The sequence below is a fragment of the Amycolatopsis sp. WAC 01375 genome, from assembly GCF_003947325.1.
In the GTDB taxonomy this organism is placed as follows: Bacteria; Actinomycetota; Actinomycetes; order Mycobacteriales; family Pseudonocardiaceae; genus Amycolatopsis.
In genome coordinates, this window is sequence record NZ_QHHW01000066.1 from 1 (window position 1) to 18,947 (window position 18,947).

General features: G+C 68.7%; 20 protein-coding genes. 9 read left to right on the forward strand and 11 right to left on the reverse strand.

Annotation, left to right across the window (positions count from 1 at the left end; all coding sequences use genetic code 11):
- Window positions 1-249 precede the first annotated feature (249 nt).
- The gene (locus DL991_RS42075) at window positions 250-987 is read right to left on the reverse strand and encodes a TetR/AcrR family transcriptional regulator (protein ID WP_125789932.1); all 738 of its coding nucleotides are present in this window, start codon (window positions 985-987) and stop codon (window positions 250-252) included.
- A 60-nt stretch (window positions 988-1,047) separates the two neighbouring features.
- Between DL991_RS42075 and DL991_RS42080 the strand changes: the two genes are divergently transcribed.
- Window positions 1,048-1,917: an alpha/beta fold hydrolase gene (locus DL991_RS42080; protein ID WP_125789933.1), complete on the forward strand. Its 870-nt coding sequence runs from the start codon at window positions 1,048-1,050 to the stop codon at window positions 1,915-1,917.
- A 225-nt stretch (window positions 1,918-2,142) separates the two neighbouring features.
- Entirely contained in the window at window positions 2,143-2,625 is a 483-nt protein-coding gene (locus DL991_RS42085) for a hypothetical protein (protein ID WP_125789934.1), read from the forward strand.
- On the opposite strand, the gene DL991_RS42090 is transcribed toward DL991_RS42085, so the two are convergent.
- Window positions 2,574-4,049: a carotenoid oxygenase family protein gene (locus tag DL991_RS42090; protein WP_125789935.1), complete on the reverse strand. Its 1,476-nt coding sequence runs from the start codon at window positions 4,047-4,049 to the stop codon at window positions 2,574-2,576. The genes DL991_RS42085 and DL991_RS42090 overlap by 52 nt on opposite strands.
- A 129-nt stretch (window positions 4,050-4,178) precedes the next feature.
- Between DL991_RS42090 and DL991_RS42095 the strand changes: the two genes are divergently transcribed.
- Complete coding sequence (locus DL991_RS42095; protein WP_125789936.1) at window positions 4,179-5,144, forward strand: helix-turn-helix domain-containing protein; 966 nt, start codon at window positions 4,179-4,181, stop codon at window positions 5,142-5,144.
- 74 nt (window positions 5,145-5,218) lie between these two features.
- A complete protein-coding gene (locus DL991_RS42100) occupies window positions 5,219-5,407 on the forward strand; it encodes a DUF5302 domain-containing protein (RefSeq protein WP_076164687.1) in 189 nt (62 codons plus the stop codon).
- 282 nt (window positions 5,408-5,689) lie between these two features.
- On the opposite strand, the gene DL991_RS42105 is transcribed toward DL991_RS42100, so the two are convergent.
- The 4 genes from DL991_RS42105 to DL991_RS42120 form a co-directional block, all read right to left on the reverse strand.
- Window positions 5,690-6,760, reverse strand: coding sequence for a Glu/Leu/Phe/Val dehydrogenase (locus DL991_RS42105; RefSeq protein WP_125789937.1), 1,071 nt, complete (start codon window positions 6,758-6,760; stop codon window positions 5,690-5,692).
- Between the two features lie 159 nt (window positions 6,761-6,919).
- On the reverse strand, window positions 6,920-8,113 hold the full coding sequence (locus DL991_RS42110) for a DegT/DnrJ/EryC1/StrS family aminotransferase (RefSeq protein WP_125789938.1): 1,194 nt from the start codon (window positions 8,111-8,113) through the stop codon (window positions 6,920-6,922).
- Window positions 8,110-8,895, reverse strand: a complete 786-nt coding sequence (locus DL991_RS42115; protein WP_125789939.1) for a tryptophan 2,3-dioxygenase — start codon at window positions 8,893-8,895, stop codon at window positions 8,110-8,112. The genes DL991_RS42110 and DL991_RS42115 overlap by 4 nt, the downstream gene beginning before the upstream one ends.
- On the reverse strand, window positions 8,892-9,713 hold the full coding sequence (locus DL991_RS42120) for a PaaX family transcriptional regulator C-terminal domain-containing protein (protein ID WP_125789940.1): 822 nt from the start codon (window positions 9,711-9,713) through the stop codon (window positions 8,892-8,894). The genes DL991_RS42115 and DL991_RS42120 overlap by 4 nt, the downstream gene beginning before the upstream one ends.
- Window positions 9,714-9,761: 48 nt before the next feature.
- On the opposite strand from DL991_RS42120, the gene DL991_RS42125 reads away from it, so the two are divergent.
- From DL991_RS42125 to DL991_RS42140, 4 genes are read left to right on the forward strand one after another with little or no spacing between them, the layout of a single operon-like run.
- The gene (locus DL991_RS42125; protein ID WP_125789941.1) at window positions 9,762-10,487 is read left to right on the forward strand and encodes a creatininase family protein; all 726 of its coding nucleotides are present in this window, start codon (window positions 9,762-9,764) and stop codon (window positions 10,485-10,487) included.
- Window positions 10,484-11,986 carry a benzoate-CoA ligase family protein gene (locus DL991_RS42130; protein ID WP_125789942.1) on the forward strand — a complete coding sequence of 501 codons (1,503 nt, stop codon included), beginning with the start codon at window positions 10,484-10,486 and terminating at the stop codon, window positions 11,984-11,986. Before DL991_RS42125 ends, DL991_RS42130 begins: the two co-directional genes overlap by 4 nt.
- On the forward strand, window positions 11,983-12,675 hold the full coding sequence (locus tag DL991_RS42135; protein WP_125789943.1) for an SDR family NAD(P)-dependent oxidoreductase: 693 nt from the start codon (window positions 11,983-11,985) through the stop codon (window positions 12,673-12,675). Before DL991_RS42130 ends, DL991_RS42135 begins: the two co-directional genes overlap by 4 nt.
- Window positions 12,672-13,499 (forward strand): enoyl-CoA hydratase family protein, encoded by an 828-nt coding sequence (locus tag DL991_RS42140; RefSeq protein ID WP_125789944.1) that lies wholly within the window; start codon window positions 12,672-12,674, stop codon window positions 13,497-13,499. The genes DL991_RS42135 and DL991_RS42140 overlap by 4 nt, the downstream gene beginning before the upstream one ends.
- 374 nt (window positions 13,500-13,873) lie before the next feature.
- Here DL991_RS42140 and DL991_RS42145 read toward each other — a convergent pair whose 3' ends face one another.
- Window positions 13,874-14,830: a YafY family protein gene (locus DL991_RS42145; RefSeq protein ID WP_125789945.1), complete on the reverse strand. Its 957-nt coding sequence runs from the start codon at window positions 14,828-14,830 to the stop codon at window positions 13,874-13,876.
- A gap of 62 nt (window positions 14,831-14,892) precedes the next feature.
- Here DL991_RS42145 and DL991_RS42150 point away from each other — a divergent pair, with 62 nt between their 5' ends.
- Window positions 14,893-15,363 (forward strand): VOC family protein, encoded by a 471-nt coding sequence (locus DL991_RS42150; protein WP_125789946.1) that lies wholly within the window; start codon window positions 14,893-14,895, stop codon window positions 15,361-15,363.
- Here DL991_RS42150 and DL991_RS42155 read toward each other — a convergent pair.
- From DL991_RS42155 to DL991_RS42170, 4 genes are all read right to left on the reverse strand, one after another.
- The gene (locus DL991_RS42155; RefSeq protein WP_125789947.1) at window positions 15,355-16,272 is read right to left on the reverse strand and encodes an SMP-30/gluconolactonase/LRE family protein; all 918 of its coding nucleotides are present in this window, start codon (window positions 16,270-16,272) and stop codon (window positions 15,355-15,357) included. The two genes, DL991_RS42150 and DL991_RS42155, sit on opposite strands and share 9 nt — an antisense overlap.
- A gap of 173 nt (window positions 16,273-16,445) precedes the next feature.
- The gene (locus DL991_RS42160; protein WP_125789948.1) at window positions 16,446-17,102 is read right to left on the reverse strand and encodes a histidine phosphatase family protein; all 657 of its coding nucleotides are present in this window, start codon (window positions 17,100-17,102) and stop codon (window positions 16,446-16,448) included.
- Complete coding sequence (locus tag DL991_RS42165; protein WP_125789949.1) at window positions 17,102-18,166, reverse strand: phosphotransferase family protein; 1,065 nt, start codon at window positions 18,164-18,166, stop codon at window positions 17,102-17,104. The genes DL991_RS42160 and DL991_RS42165 overlap by 1 nt, the downstream gene beginning before the upstream one ends.
- Window positions 18,163-18,915: an SDR family oxidoreductase gene (locus DL991_RS42170; RefSeq protein WP_125789950.1), complete on the reverse strand. Its 753-nt coding sequence runs from the start codon at window positions 18,913-18,915 to the stop codon at window positions 18,163-18,165. Before DL991_RS42170 ends, DL991_RS42165 begins: the two co-directional genes overlap by 4 nt.
- Window positions 18,916-18,947: the final 32 nt, after the last annotated feature.

The window sequence follows — 18,947 nt, forward strand, 5'->3', positions numbered from 1 at the left end:
AGTCGAGGGGGAAGGCGAACTTGGCGGGTTCGGTGCCGGGGGGCGTTGGGGGGGGTTTGGGGTTTTAACCCGAAAGCCCCCCACCACCCCCGGCACGACACTTTTGCCTTACCCCTCAACAAGTCTGTTCGATGACTTGCAGGACAGCGCCTAAAAGAAGCCCCCGGCACCTCGAGGGGGAGGTTGGTGCCAGGGGCTTCGGGACCGGTGACGAGCACCGGTATTCCTCCACACTACGCCGATTCGCTGTCACGGCTCTGTCAAACTTCCGAGAGCGTTCAACTGGGTGAGCCGATGCTGGAGCCCGTCGAGACAGCGCTGCACGGCGTAACCGTAGAGCCGCTCGTAGTAACCCGCCGCGAGATCGGGATCCGCGACCAGCGCCGAAATCGATTCGCCCAGCGCCGCCATCCCCGGCAGATCCTCGCGGGTGCGGTACGCCGCGTAGCCCTCGGACCGGTCGAGCTGGAGCGCCATCGCGCTCTCGCGGTCGTCCTCCATCGCGACGAACTGGCAGGCGGTGGCGAGCAGCAGGTTGTAGGCGAACGGCGCCTCGGTGCCGAAGCCCGCCGCGAGCAGACGGCCGATGCCGGTGTTCATGGTCGGCACGGCGGCGGCGACCGACGGCCCGAACAGGGCCAGCCGCCGCGCCGAGCCGGGATAGCGGCGCAACACCGTCCGCACGGTCGGCAGGAACTCGTCGAACCAGTCCCGCCACGGCAGGGTCTCGTCGGGCAAGGTCAGCTCGCCGACCACCCGGTCCAGGACCGCGACGACGACGGTGTCGCGGTCGCCCACGTGGTGGTAGACCACCGCGGGGTAGGCGTCGACGGCGGCGGCCAGCTGCCGCAGCGTCCAGTTCTCCAGCCCGGACTCGGCCGAAAGCTCCAGCGCCGCGTCGACGATGCGGTCCCTGGTGACCGCCTGCCGTCCGGAAGCCGCGCGCGACCTCGGCCGGGAACCCGCGTCTTCGGAGAAAGTCGGCATGCGGGCTACCGTATCCGCCTTCGCCTGGTCCGATGGTGGCGGTTCCGGCAGGATCGTGGCATGCCCCGCGCACGCGTGAACGGTCTCGAACTCGAGTACGACACCTTCGGCTCCCCCGCGGATCCGCCGCTCGTCCTGGTGATGGGTCTCGGCGCCCAGATGGTGACGTGGGAAGTCGGCTTCTGCGAACTGCTCGCCGCGGGCGGGTTCCACGTCGTCCGGTTCGACAACCGCGACATCGGCCTCTCGTCCTATCTGGACGATCTCCCCGCGCCGGATCTGGCCGCGCTCGCCGCGGGCGACCTGACCTCCGCGCCGTACCTGCTTTCCGATCTCGCCGCCGACGTCACCGGGCTGTTCGACGCGCTCGGCTTCGAGCGGGCGCACGTCGTCGGCGCCTCGATGGGCGGGATGATCGTGCAGCAGCTCGCGATCGACGCGCCGAAGCGGCTGCTGAGCCTCACCTCGATCATGTCGACGACCGGGGATCCCTCGGTCGGGCATCCGGAGCCCGCCGCGCTCGCCGGGCTGACGCGTCCGCCCGCCGCCACCCGTGAACAGGCGATCGAAGACGGCGTCGAGTGGTTCAAGCTCGTGGGCTCGCCTGGGCACCCGTCCGAGGACGAATTCCTGCGGATGAAGGCCGCCCGCAACTATGACCGGGCGAATCACCCCGCGGGCGCGTTGCGGCAGGCGGCCGCCGTCGTCGCCTCGGGTGACCGCACGGCGAAGCTACGCGAGGTCCGCGTCCCGACGCTCGTCATCCACGGCGAGAGCGACCCGCTGATCAACGTCAGCGGTGGGAAGGCGACCGCGGAAGCGATCCCGGACGCCGAACTGCTGCTGTTCCCCGGAATGGGGCACGAACTGCCGCGGCAGTTGTGGCCCGCGATCGCCGACGCGATCATCGTGCACGCGCGGAAGGCTTGAGGGGCAAGGCAAAGGTGGCGTGGTCGGTGCCGGGGGTCGTGAGTGGCGATTCGGGTTCTAACCCGAAACGCCACTCACGACCACCTCACGCCAGACCACCAGCCTCACGACACCTTTGACCTTCTCCTCGATAAGGGGTCAATGTTCCGTCAAGAATTCCGGCGGAGGCGTAGGGAACCCGTCGACGCCGACGGCATGCTCGGTGACGTGGAGTTGACTGGGCGGATGAGGAAACCCGAGTGCTTCGGCTTCCCGTTCGGTTGTGTCTCCGTCGTCGTCGCGGCGTCGGTGGCCGGGCTCCTCGGTTCCGCCCGACATCACAGCTTTTCCTTGGTGGTCTTGGGTTTCGTCGTGCTCGCCACCGGCGCCGTGACACGCCTGGCCGCGGCGACCGGGACGGCGTTGATCGCCTGGAGTGTCCATTCGGGATTCACCGTCGGCACGGCGGGCGAGCTTCAGTTCACCACCGAGACCGGTATCGCCGCGGTCGTGTTCGCCACCGCGACCACGATCGGCGCGCTCGCCGGAGCGGTACGGCGTTCCGTGCGAAAGGCCGTGTCCGAGTCGCCCCACCCCCTGGAAGGGGCGACTCGGACACGGCTTCCCGGCGTGCGCGCACCTGCCCACTCCCCTCCGGTGGGCGGATGCGAAGGGGATCATCGGCTACCGGAAGGTTCCAGCTGGTCCGCCCGGACCCAGGTCGCGTGAAAACCGAGCGGGACACGCTGGGGCAAAAGGACCCTGGCCACGGGTCCGGCAGCGAGATCGGCGGCGTCGAAGACGTCCAGTTCCGAGCGCCCCTCGCGCTCGTCCTGGACGAAGGTCACCAGATAGCCGTCAGCGGAATCGGCGGCCGCGCCGTCGCGGGGTGCGAACGGCGCCTCACTGCCCCACCGGCCCGGACCGAAGCGATATTCGGTCTTGGCGCCGGCACGATTGTCGTAGCACACCAGGCCGTCGAACTTGAGCGTCGAATCCGGCGAGATGTGCACCGCGTAGGAAAAGCGATTCCGGCCGCCGACCACCCTCGAGTCGACGGACGGAAACTCGGTGTTGTCGTCGTCGAGCTGGTCCTCCAGGCACTGCCCGGTCCGCAGGTTGAACCGGTAGCGGTGCGGTGAGGCGTCCAGCCGCAGGTACGACAGCATCTTGGCGAGCGGGGTGCGTGCGTCGGCCCGCGGGCTCGGCCGCTGGACGCGGCAGACGTCGAGGACGATTTCCTCGCCCTGCTCCCAGGCGTTGACGACGTGGTAGATGTAGCACGGGCTGGCCTCGAACCACCGGATCTGGCTACCGTTACCGTAGCGAGGCAACACCCCGAACCGGCTCGGCAGCGACCGGTCGAACACCAGCTTGTGACGGCCGTTGCGCGCCGCCTCCATGTCCTGGACCAGCGGTAAGTCCATCAGGATCGCGTAGTTCTCGGTGATCGCCATGTCGTGCGGCAGTCGCGGACCGGGGAGTTCGATCTCGGTCGTGCTCGCGACCTTGCCGTCGGCGCTGATCACGCCGTAGCGCAGGTACGGCGGCCGTGGCCCGTAGTCGAACCAGAACATCTCGCCGGTGCGCTCGTCGACCTTCGGATGGGCCATCATGTCGCCGACCAGCGTGCCGAGGAAGTCCTCGGCGCCCAGCGTCTCCAGCGACAGCGGGTCGACCCCGTACGGCTCGCCGCACATGTACCAGGTGGAGAGCACCTTGCCTCGATGGAAGATCAGGTCGGTATTGGCGCTGTCCTTGACGTTCAGGCCGTGCGAGTTGCCGAACGGGTTGCCCTTGGGTGACTCCATGACGCCCTTCCAGAGCGCCTTGCCCGCTTCGGATTCGGCCTCGAACGCCTTGGTGCGGATCCAGCGGTTGCGGTAGCGGGCCTTGCCGTTCTCCAGGTGGACGGCGTGGATCATGCCGTCGCCGTCGAACCAGTGGTAGCGGCCCTCCGGCTCGAATCGCGGATTGGGGCCGTTGCGCAGGTACACACCGTTCAGGTCCGCGGGGATCTTGCCGATGACCTCGAGATCACTCGCGTCGATCTCTTCGCCGACCGGGGCGTAGACACCCAGCAGGTACGGGTTGACCTCGGGTTCTCCGGCGGCGGCTGCCACCAGGACCGGCTGCTCGGAGGTACTGGTCATCGGTTCTCCCCGGCTGGTTCGCGTTGACCGATTGCCGAGACACTATGATTTCTGTAGTCAGCTGTCAATAGACTTCTGCTGCTGTAGTCAGTAGTACGCTGACAGCGACATCACCGGAGAGGCACGTACGTGACAGAGGCGACGGCGCACCGCGTCCGGCCGGCGGGCGATCCGTTGCGCCGGGCGCTCGAACTGCTCGGCGACCAGTGGACCTTGCTGATCCTGCAGAGCCTGTTCCTGCGTTTCCGCCGGTACGAGGAACTCCGGCTGCGGCTCGGCATCTCCCCCACCGCGTTGTCCGGGCGGCTCCGCGAAATGGTCGACGGCGGCATGCTCGTCCGCACGCCGTACCGCGACGCGCGCCGCACCCGGCACGAGTACCGGCTCACCGAACGCGGTCTCGCGTTGTGGCCGCTGCTGATCTCGATCTGGGCGTGGGAACGGGAATGGGTCGAGGGACGGCGTGCCGTGCTGCCGACGCTGATCCACCTCGACTGCGAGCTGCCCACTTCGGCGCCGCTCGGCTGCGCCTCGTGCGAACGCCGGGTCGACGCCCGCGACGTCCGCGCGCGGCGGCTCGACGACACCGGCGTCGTCGAAGCGACGGCGACGAAACGCTTCCGCCGCAAGGACGCCGAATCCCTCGCCGGTGACCCGCTGATGTTCTTCCCCGACACCATGGAACTCCTCGGCGACCGGTGGTCGACCGGGCTCGTGGTGAGCGCGCTGCTCGGGGCACGGCACTTCTCGGAGTTCGAACGCGAACTCGGCATCGGCCCGAGCGTGCTTTCGGGGCGGCTGTCGAAACTCGTGGACGTCGGCGTGCTGCGGACCGGGACCGCGAAGACCCGCACCGACGCGCACGACTACCGGCTGACGGCGAAAGGGCTCGCGTTCTTCCCCGCGCTGGCGTTCATCGCCGAATGGTCGCGGGGCTTCGAGGTGCCGGGACAGGACCCGGACATCACGCTGGAGCACGTGGACTGCGGCAACCGGCTGAAGCCGATCCTGCTGTGCGACCACTGCTGGCGGCCGCTGCTGCGCGACCGGGTCCGGTTCGGCGGCCCGGTCCGGCTGCCCACGCCGCCCAGGTGACGTAAATCGACTCGCCAATCCGGATGGTTCCTGACAGGGTGAGAACGTCACATGTCGTCACCTCGGAGGTAGTAATGACTGAACCGGCACCGTCCCCAGCGGATGGCGAAGAGGACGACACCAAGCGCAAGTTCCGCGAGGCCCTGGAGCGCAAGCAGGCCCAGGCCCGTTCGGGCTCGGCACACGAGAACGCCGGCGGCAAGAACCTGCACGCCCACGGCCCGGCCGCGAACAAGCGCACCTTCCGTCGCAAGAGCGGCTGAGTCCCCGCGCCTCTGGATACACATGACGCGAAAGCCACTTTCGGAGCACCTGGTGTCCCGAGAGTGGCTTTCGCCGCTTCCGAGCCCTGTATCGGCTCGGTGCCTGTGAAGGGGCGAAGCCGGCGTTGCGAAAGTGGCTTTCGCAACCTCTCGGATCGCCACCGCACCGCGGCACACCGGCCACCTCCGGGCACCTCTGCGGCCAAGTCCCCAGTGCAATGAAGGGGCCTTTCATAGCAAATTTTGCTATGAAAGGCCCCTTCATTGCACTTGCGGGGAGAGCTACACCGTCAGGATCGACCGCAGTCCGCCGACCTCGGCCATCCGGCGCTCCGCCAGCCGGTCGGCAGCCGTCGACGGCGGGACCCCGTCGGCCTTGGCCAGTGCGAACACCGCCTTGGTGGTGTCGAAGATGGCCGTCGTCTTGCGCTTGGCGCGCGCGAAGTCGAAGCCGTGCCGCTCGTCGTCGACCTGGATCACGCCACCGGCGTTGACCAGGTAGTCCGGCGCGAAGAGGATGCCGCGGTCGTCGAGTTGCTTGCCGATGCCCGGGTGCGCGAGCTGGTTGTTGGCCGCGCCGCAGACGATCTTGCCGCGCAGCAGCCCGACCGTCTCGTCGTTGAGCACGCCGCCCAGCGCGCACGGCGCGAAGACGTCGAGTTCGGTGCGGATCAGCGTGTCGAGGTCTTCGACGACCTCGACCCCGGGGTACGCCGCGCGGGTGCGTTCGATCGCCGCGGGCGACACGTCGGTGATGACCACCTGCGCGCCCGCCTCGATCAGATGCCCGACGAGGATGTGCCCGACCTTGCCGACCCCGGCGACGCCGACCTTGCGGCCCGCGAGGTCCGGGACGCCCCAGACGGCGTCCGCGGAGGCGCGCATGCCCTGGTAGGTGCCGAAGGCGGTGAGCACCGAGGAGTCGCCGGCGCCGCCGTTCTCCGGCGAGCGGCCCGTGACGAACTCCGATTCGCGGGCGACGATGTCCATGTCCTGCACGTAGGTGCCGACGTCGCAGGCGGTGATGTAGCGGCCGCCGAGCGACTGGACGAACCGGCCGAAGGCGCGAAGCAGCGCTTCGGTCTTGTGCTTCTGGGGATCGCCGATGATGACGGCCTTGCCGCCGCCGAGGTCGAGCCCGGCGAGCGCGTTCTTGTAGGCCATCCCCTTCGACAGCGCGAGGACGTCCGCGAGCGCGGCTTCCTCGGACTCGTAAGGGTAGAACCGGGTTCCGCCGAGCGACGGACCCAGCGCCGTCGAGTAGATCCCGATGATGGCCTTCAGGCCGGTGGCCTGGTCTTGGCAGAAGACGACCTGTTCATGGCCGGTACCCTGGCCGAACACTTCGGTCACTGTGGTGACTCCTTGTCCTGGAGTGCACGCTGCTTGTGGCTCACGTGCGAAGTTCCTGCAACAAGGCACAGTCCCCGACGAAGGTCGTCCGGCGGCGACGGTGCCACATCGCAAACCTAGATCGCCCCGGTCCGTTCGCCAAACCGGGGCAGAGCCGTCTCAGCCGTCGACGACCTCTTGGAGGACGTGGAGCGCGGAGTCGAGCTGACGATCGGACAGGTACGGTGCCGGCCCGAACCTCAGGTACGGGCCGCGGCTGTCGGTACGGACGCCGCGTCCGGCGAGGGCGGCCTGAAGCGCGCCGGCGTCGGCGCACTTCAGTGACAGGAAACCGCCGATCCGGTCCAGCGGTGTCTCGCGGTCACGCGTGATGACCTTTTCGGGCAACCCGAGCTTGTCGAAGCCCTCGGCGAGGAAACCGACCTGGTGCCGCGAGACCTCCCGCAGGAACTCGGGCGTGAGCCCCTGCTCGGCGAAGAACCGGAAGACGCGAGCACCCCGGTAGTGGCTCGTCGGGTCGTAGGTCGCTCCGGCGAACCTGTCCGATCCGTAGGCGTAGGCGACCTGGCCGGGTCGGCGCTCGTCCGCGAGCGCGCCGAACTCGGCGTACCAACCGGTGACGACCGGGCGCAGTTCCTGCGCGTGCGCGGGCATCCGCAGGAAACAGTTGCCCTCACCGAGCTGGAGGTACTTGTAGCCGCCGCCGAGGACCCAGGCGTTGGTGAGCCCGAGGTCGTGCAGCGAGAACGGGACGACGCCGAGCGCGTGGTAGGCGTCGACGACGAGGTTCACCGACTTCGAAAGGCAGACGTCGGCGAGATGCGCGAGGCCCGGCACGAGCCGGGAGGTCTCGAACAGCACGGCCGAGACGAGCACGGCGGCGGTGTCTTCGGTGACCTCGGCCGCGACGCGTTCGGCCAGGGTGTTGACCGGCGTCGCGGGGACGCGGACCACCTCGACGCCTTCCTCGGCCAGCCGTGCCAGCTGACGGCGCAGCGTGTGGAACTCCCCGTCGGTGGTGACCAGCCGCGGACGGCGCGGGAGATCCATCGCCGAGAGGAACCGGATCACCAGATCGTGGGTGCTGGCGCCGAGCGCGATGGCGCCGTGCGGGTCACCGAGCAGCGCCCGGAACCCGGCCCGCATCTCGTCGGCCTTCGCGAAGGCCCGGTCCCACTTCGTGTCGACCTCTTCGGCCGCGTCGGCGAAGGCATCGAGAAGACCCTCCCGCGCGACGTCGGGCCAGGCCTGATGCGAGTGCCCGGTCAACAGGATCCGGTCCGCCACACCGAATCCCGTGTAGTGCGCCGCGAGCGCGTTGGGGTCGCGGCGGAGTTCGTCGAGGTTCGTCAAAGCCTGCTCCGCACCGCCCAGAGGTCCGGGAACATCGGGGAGAAAAGCGTCGAACGAAGATAGTGCGCGCCCGACGAACCCCCCGTCCCGGTCTTGTCTCCGATGGTGCGCTCGACCATCTTCACGTGCCGATACCGCCACTCCTGCATCCCTTCGTCCAGATCGACCAGGTGCTCCGCCACGACGGACGGCCCGGTGTCATCGCGGTAGACCCGCAACAGAACCTCTTGGAGCGCCGGAGAGGGTTCGAGTGGCTTGGTGACATCGCGCCCGGTCGGGACGTCGTACTCCTTCACCGCGAGGTAGGTGACGAAGGAATCGAAGAGCGACGGCCGTGACATCGCGTCGGAGATCTGGGCGCGCTGTTCACCGCCTTCGGGGTAATGCGCGAACACCCGCTCGTCCCGGCGGCCGAGAACGGCCTCCAGAACGCGGAATTGAGCCGACTGGAACCCGCTCGAAGCGTCGAGTCGCGCACGGAAACTGGTGAACTGGCTCGGAGTCATCGTCTCGAGCACATCTATCTGCGCGACCACCACCTTGAAGATAGTCAGGATTCGCCGCAGAGTACGGACGGAGTGAGCGGTGTTACCCGCCTCGAGCTGCGCCTGCAGGTAAAGCGCCTCGTGGAGAACTTGTTTGAACCAAAGTTCATACACTTGGTGGATAACAATGAAGAGCAACTCGTCGTGTTCGTCGGAGCGGGGATGCTGCGCGTCCAGCAATTCGTCCAGCGAAAGGTAGGACGTGTAACTCAATGCGGCCTGAGTGTCGCCTGTCATTTTTCTGTCACCTCATCGAAATGGCGTTGCGCGGCCGGGGCCAGTGCCTGGTAAAGATCGTGGAACAGTTCGACCGCGGCCGCCCGGCTCGGCGGAGCCGGTACCAGCTCGACCGGGAGTTCCGGATCGAGCGACGGGAAGGCGCGGAAGGTGTGCGTCAGCCAGGTCCGGACGGCGAACGCCTCCGGGTCGGGCAGGTCACCCGGGTACCCGCCGAAATCCCGGACGAACGCGTCGTATCGCGCGGCGAGGCCGTCGAGGTTCCAGGCCCGGCCGGCGAACCGCCGGACGTCGAGGCCCGCCGACGGTTTCCCGAGCATCAGCCCGGCGTACTCGGAGACGTCCAGTTCGGCCAGCAGGGCGAGCACCTCGGCCTCGCGGTCGTGCGGAGCGATCCAGGTGCCGTCCTGCACCGGCCCGAAACCGAGGAAGCGCAGACGGCGCACCAGCCGTTCCCGGGCTTGGCGGCGGCTTTCGGGAATGCTCTGCCACAGCACGGTCCACTCCCCGACCTCGCGTTCGCGCCTGCCGAGGGAGAAGATCCGGCGGTCGCCGTCCTCCAGGAGCGCGATCGTGCGGCGGGTCAGCGAGTAGTGGGTGAGCCTGCCGGCCTTGTGTCTCGCGAGCAGGTCGCGGCGGGCGAGCCTGGCCAGCGCGATCCGCGCGGCGCCGTCGGAGAAGCCGAGCCCGGCGAGCACGGCGACCAGGCCGCCGGACCAGACACGGCGGCTCTCGCGCGGCGACACGTAGGTGCCGAGCAGCGTCATCACCAGTTCCTGGGGACCTGGGTCGCCGTGCGGTGTGGCCGATTCGGGCATGCGCGCAACTCTATACACCTCAGGCCGCTGCGGTGTAGCTTGATTCGGGTGACGTACTTCGCGGAGTTGAGCTCGCGTCAGGTGGCCGCGCTCGCGTCCGATGCGCGCGTCCCCGTGCTGCTGCTGCCGGTGGGCGCGGTCGAACCACACGGGCCGCACGCGCCGCTGGGCACCGATCCCCTGATCTCACGGGGGATGTGCGAGCGTGCCGCCGCCCGGCTGGCGGGTGACCCCGGCGTCCGCGTGCTGATCCTCCCCGAGGTGCCCTACGGCGTGACCCGGTTCGCGGCCGGCTTCGCGGGCGGCATCTCGATCGGCGAAGCGACCCTGCACGCGCTGCTGACCGAGATCTGCGGGGCGCTCGCCGAGCAGGGTTTCTCCCGGATCCTGCTGGTCAACAACCATTTCGAACCGGCACATCTGGCCGTGCTGCGGCGCGTGGCGGAGATCGGCGGCGTCGGCTTCGTCGACCTCGTCCGCCGCCGGTACGCCACCCGGCTCACCGACGAGTTCCGCTCGGGCGAGTGCCACGCCGGGCAGTACGAGACGTCGCTGGTGCTCGCCGACCGGCCGGACCTCGTCGACGCCGCCGTCCAGCGCACGCTGCCCGCGGTCCACGTCGACCTGGCGCGCGGCGGGGTCACGGACTTCGCCTCGGCCGGGATGACCGAGGCCTACTGCGGCACTCCTGCCCAAGCGAGCGCCGAAGAAGGCGAGAAGACCTTCTCGGTGCTCACCGACATCCTGGTCGAAGCGATCCGGGAGCTGGTATGACCTTCAACCTGGCGACCCATTTCGTGGACCGCCTCCCCGGCGAGCGGACGGCGTTGCTGTGCGGCGACGAGGAGGTCACGTACGCGGAACTGGCGGCACTGGTGAACCGCGCCGGGAACGTGCTGCGCGACCTCGGTGTCCGAAGTGGACAGCGGGTCCTGCTGGCGCTGAACGACAGTGTCGAGTTCGTGGCCGTCTGGTACGCGGCGCAGAAGATCGGCGCCGTCACCGCCGAGGTCTATTCCTTCCTCCAGCCCAAGGATTACGCGTACTACCTGGCCTACACCGAGGCCGTCGTCGTCATCGCGGACGGCTCGACGTTGCCCGCGCTGCGCGAAGCCGGGGCACGGAACCTGCTGGTCATCGGCGATGTCGAGGTGGAGCCCGGCGAGCACTCGTTCGACGCACTGGTCGCGTCGGCTTCTCCCGACCTGGAAGCCGCTCCGACCACTTTGGACGATGTCGCGATCTGGAAGTTCACCACCGGGAGCACCGGCTCGCCCAAGGCCTGCGTGCATCCGGCGCGCAGCGCGCTGGAGAGCTTCGACCGGTACGCGCTCGGCGTGCTCGGCCTCCGCGAGGGCGACCGCGTTCTGGCCGTGCCGAAGTTGTTCTTCGGCTACGCGCGGGATCTGACCGCGTTGTTCCCGTTCGGCGTCGGTGCGTCCGGGATCGTGTTCCCGCAACGCAGCACCGCCGAACTGCTGTTCTCGCTGATCGAGCGCTACCGCCCCACGATCCTGGTCAACGTGCCGACCATGATGAGCGCGATGATCGCCCATCCGGCAGCGTCTACTGTGGACATGAGTTCGCTGCGGCTCGCCACGTCGGCGGGCGAGGCATTGCCCTCGGAGCTGCATCGCAAGTGGGACAACACGTTCGGCGTCCCGGTGATCGACGGGATCGGCTCGTCGGAGGCATACCACATCTACCTGTCCAATGTGCCCGGCGCGCAGCGGGTCGGCAGCCTCGGCCGCGAGGTCCCCGGTTACACCGCTCGCGTTCTCGACGAGAGCGGCGATCCCCTACCGGACGGGGAGATCGGCACCCTGGAGGTGACCGGCCCGACCATCGCGCGGGAGTACTACGGCGACGCGGAGAAGACCGCGCGGACGTTCCACGGCGACACCCTGCGCACCGGTGACCTCTTCAGTCGCGACACCGACGGGTACTTCCACCACCACGGCCGCGCCGACGACCTGCTGAAGGTGTCCGGCGTGTTCGTCGCGCCGAGCGAGATCGAAGACTGTCTCATCGGTCATCCCGCCGTCGTCGACTGCGCGGTGCTGGGGGTGACCGTCGACGGCCTGATCGTCCCGCGGGCGTGCGTCGTCCTGGCGGAGGGCGCTTCCGTGACCGCCGACGAACTGAAGGACCACGCGCGGGCTCAGCTGGCGAAGCACAAGTATCCACGCGAGGTGGTGTTCGTGACCGAACTTCCCCGCACGGCCAACGGAAAACTCGATCGGCGCGCGTTGCGCCGGGTGGAGGCAGAGTGAGCAGGATCGTCGTCGTAACCGGCGGGACACGCGGGATCGGCGCCGCCATCGCCGCCCGGTTCCAGGCCGCCGGGGACAAGGTGCACGCGCCCGGCCGGGCCGACTGCGACGTCACCGACGAAGACGCCGTCGCCCGGTACTTCGACGACCTCGGCCCGGTGGACGTGCTGGTGAACAACGCCGGGATCTCGGCGAGCGCCCCGCTGGCGAAGACGTCGCTGGAGCAGTGGCGGAGCCAGTTCGAGGTCAACGCGACCGGTGCTTTTCTGTGCACACGGGCGGTTTTGCCCGGTATGCGGTCGCGTGACACCGGCCGGATCGTCACCGTCGCCTCGACCGCGTCGCATATCGGCTACCGCTACACGGCCGGGTACACCGCGTCGAAGCACGCGGCCGTCGGCCTGATGCGCGCCACCGCCGCGGAACTGGCGGGCACCGGCGTCACCGCGAACGCCGTCTGTCCGGCCTTCGTGCGCACGGACATGACGGCCGCCTCGGTCGCCCGGATCCAGGAACGGACCGGCCGCGACGAAGCCGGCGCGGAAGCCGCCCTCGCCGCCGCGTCCCCGCTCGGCCGCCTGCTCGAACCCGACGAGGTCGCCCACGCGGTGACCTTCTTCGCGGCGCCCGAAGCCGCCGCGATCAACGGACAGACACTCGTCCTCGATGGAGGTGGGATCCAGTCATGAGCCCGTTCCGCGCCACGCCGCCGATCACGACGGACTGGGAGCACTTCGAGTTCACCGTGGACGACGGCGTCGCCACGGTCACCTTGGACCGCCCCGAAAAACTGAACGCGCTCACCTTCGACGCCTACGCGGACCTGCGCGACCTGCTGGCCGAGCTGCCGCACCGCGGCGACGTCCGGGTGCTGGTCATCACCGGCCGCGGGCGCGGTTTCTGCTCCGGCGGCGACGTCGAGGAGATCATCGGCGAACTGCAGAAAATGGAGTCCGCGGAACTGCTGGACTTCACCCGCATGACCGGCGCGGTGGTGAAAGCGCTACGAGAGTGCCCCATCCCGGTGATCGCCGCGGTGAACGGCATCGCGGCGGGCGCGGGTTCGGTGATCGCGCTGGCGAGCGACTTCCGGCTCATGGCGTCGTCGGCGAAATTCGCTTTCCTGTTCACGAAAGTCGGCCTGGCCGGCGCGGACATGGGCTCGGCGTACCTGCTGCCGCGGCTCGTCGGCCTGGGCCGCGCGACGGAACTCCTGATGCTGGGAGACAAGATCGACGCGGCCCGCGCGGAGGCGATCGGCCTGGCTTCGAAGGTGGTGCCCGACGCTGAGCTCGCTTCCGAGACTTCCGCTTTGGCCCGGCGGCTCGCCGACGGACCCGCGTTGGCCTACAGCACGACGAAGGTGCTGTTGACGCGGGAGCTCGACATGGACCTGGGGAGTTCCATCGAGCTCGAGGCGATCACGCAGGCTCTGCTGATGACGGCGAAGGACCACGGGGAGTTCTATGCGGCCTGGACGGCCGGGCGTTCGCCTCAGTGGACCGGACGGTGAGCTCTTACCGCCGCAATTAGTCACCTACTTGCGTGCCGGTCGGCTGGTGTCGGCGATCAGGCGTGCCCCCGACGTTGCGAAAGCCACTTTCGCAACATTGAAGGTTGCGAAAGTGGCTTTCGCAACACCTGGCAGACCGGGCCCGGCCCGCACCCAACGCCGGGCCGCACGCCCCTCTCCCCACCCGACCGGCCTTAGAGTCCCCCGCAACTAGGCGCTGTCCTGTGAGTCTGTTCGATGGGCTTCGTGATCCAGGTGGTTCCTGGCGGTGCGGGCGGATCGGCCTCGTACCGGGTCGTACTCGGCCGCATCCGCCCGTGCCGTCAGGAACCGCCTGGGCGCGAAGACCGCGAACATGGCTTACAGGACAGCGCCTAGTCACCTACTTGCGCAGGTCCTGCGGCCCGGAGTAGCCGTTCGGCCAGAACCCGGCACCGCTCCCCCAGCTCCGCCGGTTCGATCACCTCGAACGCGTGCCCCAGCACCACCACATGCATCAGCAGGAAGTCGAGATCCCCGGCCCCGCTCAACACCTCGCATCGCGAAGGCCCCCGTTCCCGCACCACGGCCGCCGAAGCCGGGACCTGCGCCCGCACGACCGGAGCGGGCGCGTGCACCAGGAACCGTGCCTGATGCCGGTAGACCCGGCTGGCGATGTTCTCCTGCACGTAGGCCGCCGCGTCGGGCGCCGGGCGCGGGCGGAAACGCCATGACCGCGCGGAAACCTCGGTCATCCGGTCGACGCGGAAGGTGCGCCAGTCGTCGCGGCCGAGGTCGAAGGCGAGCAGGTACCAGCGCCGGCCGGAGGCCACCAGCCGGTACGGCTCGACCCGTCGCGGCGTAAATCCCGAAGGCGACGGATACCCGAAGCCCGCCTCGACCTCGTCGCGGCAGGCGCGGGCCAGTGTCATGAGGACGTCGGGGTCGATCGGCGCGCGGATTCCGTCGAAGGCGACCACCGAGCCGGACAGCGCGCTCACCTCGTGCCGCAGTCTGGTCGGCAGCACCCGGTCGAGCTTCGTCAGCGCGCGGAGTGTGGCTTCACCGCTGCCCGCGCCGGCGAGCAGCGAGACCGCGGTGGCGATCGCCTCCTCGTCGTCCAACAGCAGCGGTGGCATGTCGTGGCCGGGGCCGAGCTGGTACCCGCCGCCGACACCGTTGCTGGCCTGCACCGGATAGCCGAGCGCCCGCAGCCGTTCGACGTCCCGCCGGATCGTGCGCGGGGTGACGCCGAGCCGTTCCCCCAGCTCCGGGCCGGTCCACACGGCGCGCTGCTGGAGCAGCCCGAGCAGGGTGAGCACCCGCTCGGTCGTCCCGCGCTCGTCCTCCATGTCACCCACTGTGCCAGAGATAGCGGACCGATCCTGTCCGCTAGGCATGTCAGAGTGGTCCCATGAACCGCAAGAGCCGCGAATTCCAGGTCAGCTTCGACGCCCTCGACCCGAAAACCCTCTCGATCTTCTGGCGTGACGCCCTGGGCTACGTCCACCCCGGTCCTCCCGGGGTCGAGGTGCCCGAGGGCACCGATCCGCTGGACGCGTGGGCCGAGTTCCTCGAGCGGGTCGGCGTGCCCGAGGATCAGCGCAACAGCCGCTCGGCCCTCGAAGACCCGGACGGCGAAGGGCCGAAGATCTTCTTCCAGCAGGTCCCGGAGGACAAGATCGCCAAGAACCGCGTCCACCTCGACATCCGCGCCGCTCCCGGGCTGGTGGGAGACGAGCGCATGGCGGCGCTCGAAGCCGAGTGCGACAGGCTCGTCGCGCTGGGGGCGAAGCGGATTCAGCGCTTCGAGCCCGAGGAGCCGTTGAGCCTCGGCTTCATCGTGATGAACGACCCGGAGGGCAACGAATTCTGCTTAGACTGAGGTGACGGCGATCGCGTTGTCCTCCAGGGAGCCGAAGTAGAGGGTCCCGGCCCGCTCGCGGACGCCGACGAGCAGGTGGAACCCGTCGATCTCCCCGCGTAGTTCGTGGACCTGCTTCCCATCCGGGGTCACGCCGCGCACCCCGCATTCCCGCGCGGGTGCGGGCTGCAGGGCCGTCGGCAACGCCCGGACACCGGCCCGCAACGGCGCGGGGAGCTTCTGCACCAAGGAAAGCGCGGGCACCTTCGGACTCGCCACGGTGATCCAGATCAGCCCGTCGCTGCCGGTCGAGATATTGTCGGGATAGCCCCACAGGTCGTCGACGAGGTAGTCCCGCGTGCCCGCCTTGTCCCCCGTGAGCCACACCCGCGCGACTCGGTAGGCGCCGGTCTCGGCCACGGCCACATAGGACTCGTCGGGCGGCAGCGCGACGCCGTTGGCGAACTGGAAACCGTCGGCGAGCTGCTCGATCTTCCCGTCCGGCGTGCGCCGCAGAAGCCTGCCGCCGCCGGTCTGCTCGATCAGGTCGTCGCGCCAGTTCTCGATGCCGAAGCGGCGCGACGAGTCGGTGAAGTACACCGTGCCGTCGGTGGCGACGGCGGCGTTGTTGCAGAACACGAAATCGAGTCCCACGGCCGAAGTCGCCAGCGTGGTCACGGGACCGCCCGCGAGCGGCATGGTGAGCAGACCGGCCTTGGCGTCGCAGATCAGGAGGTCTTCGCCGTAGAACTCCAGCCCCAGCGGACGGCCGCCGGTGTCGCCGAGGACGTCGATCCGCTTGCCGTCCGGCGTGACGCGCAGGATCCGCCCGTCGTCGACGCCGGTGTAGATCCGCCCCTGGTCGTCGACCACGACGTCCTCGGGACCGTGCCCGTTGACCGGGATGACCGTGACCTCGCCGAACGCCATCGGGTTTCTCCTAGTGTCGCGCACCGGAATGCGGTGCGTGAGTCGGTGGATCCAGGTTTCCGCTGGCGGTGTTGCCGGTTCGTCCTCGTACCGGGTTGTACTCGGGCGGACCGGCAACGCCGCCAGCGGGAAGCTGGGCCGCCGAATCATGGGTCGCATTCCGGTGCGGGACACTAGCGGTAGGTGAGTAGTTCCGCGGCTTCCGCCTCGAAATGCGGATGTTCGTTGAACGACAACAGGGTCACGCCGCCACGGCCGGACACCAGTTTCGTGATGCCCGCGTTCACGGTGACCCGGTTCAGCTTCAGCAGCCCCGCCTCGGGCGTACCCATGAGCGCGCCGCAGACCGTCGCGATCACTCCGCCGGAGCTGAAGACGACCGCGTGCTCACCCTTGCCCAGCGACGCCACGACGTCGGCCAGCGCCCCTTGGACCCGCTCCAGGAACCGAGGCCAGGTTTCCGCGCACGGGCTGTCCTCACCGGCGGAGACCCAGGCGTTCAGCGCACCGTCCAAAGCGGCCTGATACGCCCGCGAATCGGTCTGCTGGACGCCGGCCGCGTGGTACTTCGCGATGTCGACGTGGTCGTACTCGTTCCAGCGCTCGTCCTCGACGACGGTGATCCCGGAGCCGAGCGCCTTCAACGCCGTCGCGGCCGTGTCCCGTTGGCGGGCAAGGGAACCCGCTCGCGCCTTGGTGAATTCGACACCCCGCCGCAGCAGTTCTTCACCGACCACAGTGGACTGTTCGAAGCCGCGCGGCGAGAGCTGGTCGTAGTTCTCCGCGCCGAACGACGCCTGCCCGTGCCGGACCAGATAGATCGCGCCCACTACGCGTGTCCTCCTCCGATGATCCGGCGGCAGCGCCCGTCGAGGTAGCCGACGAACTGCCACAGATCCTTGAACGCCGGATTGGTCGTCTGTCCACTGTGGAACCGGTAGTAGATCTGCTGGATCACCACCGCGAGCCGGAACAGGCCGTACACCTCGTAGAAGGTCCAGTCGCCGATTTCGAGCCCGGATCGCTCCGCGTACCGCCGCACGAACTCCTCGCGCGTGTACATCCCGGGTACGTGCGTCGGCTGACGGCGGCTGAGCTTCATGACGTCGTCATCGTCGTCCTGTACCCAGTACGCCAGGGTGCTGCCCAGTTCCATCAGCGGATCGCCGAGGGTGGCCATCTCCCAGTCGAGCACGCCGACGATGTCGAGGCCGCCGTCGAGCACCAGGTTGTCGAGCCGATAGTCGTTGTGGATCAAGCAGATCTTGACCTCGGACGGATGGTTCTCCTTCAGCCACGCCATCACGTCGGCGCAGTCCGGGACGTTCTCCGTGCGCGCTTTGAGGAATCGCTCCGACCAGCCGCGCACCTGACGCTCGACGTAGCCGGCGCCCTTGCCGAGATCGGCCAGCCCGGCGGCCTCGACGTCGACGGCGTGCAGCTCGACCAGCCTGTCGACGACCTTGCCGCACAGCTCCCGCGCGCCCTCCGGCGGCAGGTCGAGGCCGGCGGGCAGATCTCCGCGCAGGATCAGTCCTTCGAGGCGTTCCATCACGTAGAAGTCGCCGCCGAGCACGGTTTCGTCGTCGCAGAAGGCGAGCATTTCGGGCACGTAAGGAAAGACCGGCCGCAATCCTTGCTGAACCCGGAACTCGCGGCGCATGTCGTGCGCGGACGCGGCCTTGTGCCCGAGCGGCGGGCGCCGCAGGATCAGCTCGCGATCCGGATAGGTCAGCAGGTACGTGAGATTCGAGGCACCGCCGGGGAATTGCCGGACCTCGGGCGGCGAGTCGCCGAGTCCGGGAACCCGTCCGGCCAGCCAGGTGTGCACCGCGGCCGGGTCGAACGAGTCCTCGCCGCGTACCTCGACGGTCTTGTCCGGGGCCACCGTCATCCGAACTTCTTCAGCAACGACGCCGGGACGAACGGGAAGAGCTTCGAGAGCACGCTCCACGGCCACGTCGGCACGAACGCCTTCGCCGTCTCGGATTCGATCGCCTTCACCAGCGCCTGCGCGCCGGGCTCCGCCCTGACCGCGCCCGGGAGCTTCGAGATGTCTTCGTTCATCTCCGATTCGATGAACCCGGGATGCAGGGTGGTGACCTTGATCGGCGTCTTCATCAGCTCGATCCGGGTGCCCTCGGCGAACGCCGAGATACCCGCCTTCGAGGCGGCGTACGCGGTGGTGTTGCCGGGGACACCGCGAAGCGCGAGGAAGGAGGAAACGACCACGAGGTGGCCGTTCTTCTGCTTGCGGAAGATGCCGACGGCGGCCTCGATCTGGGCGGCCGCGGCGAGGAAGTTCGTCTGGAGCGTCTGGCGGTTGGCGTCGAACCGGCCGGTGCCGACCCGCTGCCCCTTGCCGAGCCCCGCGTTCACGATCACGCGGTCGAGGGAGCCGAGTTCCTCGCGGAACTCCTCGAAGACGGCGAAGACCTGGTCGTGGTCGTTCACGTCCAGCTTCCGGGTGACCACCCTGATGCCGGGATAGGCCTTCTTGAGTTCCGCGGCGAGGGTTTCCAGCCGTTCGACACGGCGGGCGGCCAGCGCCAGATCGCGGCCTCTGGCGGCGTACTGCCTCGCCATTCCCTCGCCGAGTCCGGAGCTCGCCCCGGTGATCAGGATGTTCTTCCGCAGGACCATGGGCTGGAGCTTACCGGTTGGTAACAAGTCTG

Bases quoted from the DNA above. Each gene is read 5' to 3' on its own strand.
- DL991_RS42140 (WP_125789944.1), top strand. From the start codon at position 12,672: ATGAGCCCGTTCCGCGCCACGCCGCCGATCACGACGGACTGGGAGCAC.
- DL991_RS42075 (WP_125789932.1), bottom strand. From the start codon at position 987: ATGCCGACTTTCTCCGAAGACGCGGGTTCCCGGCCGAGGTCGCGCGCG.
- DL991_RS42130 (WP_125789942.1), top strand. From the start codon at position 10,484: ATGACCTTCAACCTGGCGACCCATTTCGTGGACCGCCTCCCCGGCGAG.
- DL991_RS42080 (WP_125789933.1), top strand. From the start codon at position 1,048: ATGCCCCGCGCACGCGTGAACGGTCTCGAACTCGAGTACGACACCTTC.
- DL991_RS42165 (WP_125789949.1), bottom strand. From the start codon at position 18,166: ATGACGGTGGCCCCGGACAAGACCGTCGAGGTACGCGGCGAGGACTCG.
- DL991_RS42115 (WP_125789939.1), bottom strand. From the start codon at position 8,895: ATGACAGGCGACACTCAGGCCGCATTGAGTTACACGTCCTACCTTTCG.
- DL991_RS42085 (WP_125789934.1), top strand. From the start codon at position 2,143: ATGAGGAAACCCGAGTGCTTCGGCTTCCCGTTCGGTTGTGTCTCCGTC.
- DL991_RS42090 (WP_125789935.1), bottom strand. From the start codon at position 4,049: ATGACCAGTACCTCCGAGCAGCCGGTCCTGGTGGCAGCCGCCGCCGGA.
- DL991_RS42150 (WP_125789946.1), top strand. From the start codon at position 14,893: ATGAACCGCAAGAGCCGCGAATTCCAGGTCAGCTTCGACGCCCTCGAC.
- DL991_RS42155 (WP_125789947.1), bottom strand. From the start codon at position 16,272: ATGGCGTTCGGCGAGGTCACGGTCATCCCGGTCAACGGGCACGGTCCC.
- DL991_RS42145 (WP_125789945.1), bottom strand. From the start codon at position 14,830: ATGGAGGACGAGCGCGGGACGACCGAGCGGGTGCTCACCCTGCTCGGG.
- DL991_RS42170 (WP_125789950.1), bottom strand. From the start codon at position 18,915: ATGGTCCTGCGGAAGAACATCCTGATCACCGGGGCGAGCTCCGGACTC.
- DL991_RS42100 (WP_076164687.1), top strand. From the start codon at position 5,219: ATGACTGAACCGGCACCGTCCCCAGCGGATGGCGAAGAGGACGACACC.
- DL991_RS42120 (WP_125789940.1), bottom strand. From the start codon at position 9,713: ATGCCCGAATCGGCCACACCGCACGGCGACCCAGGTCCCCAGGAACTG.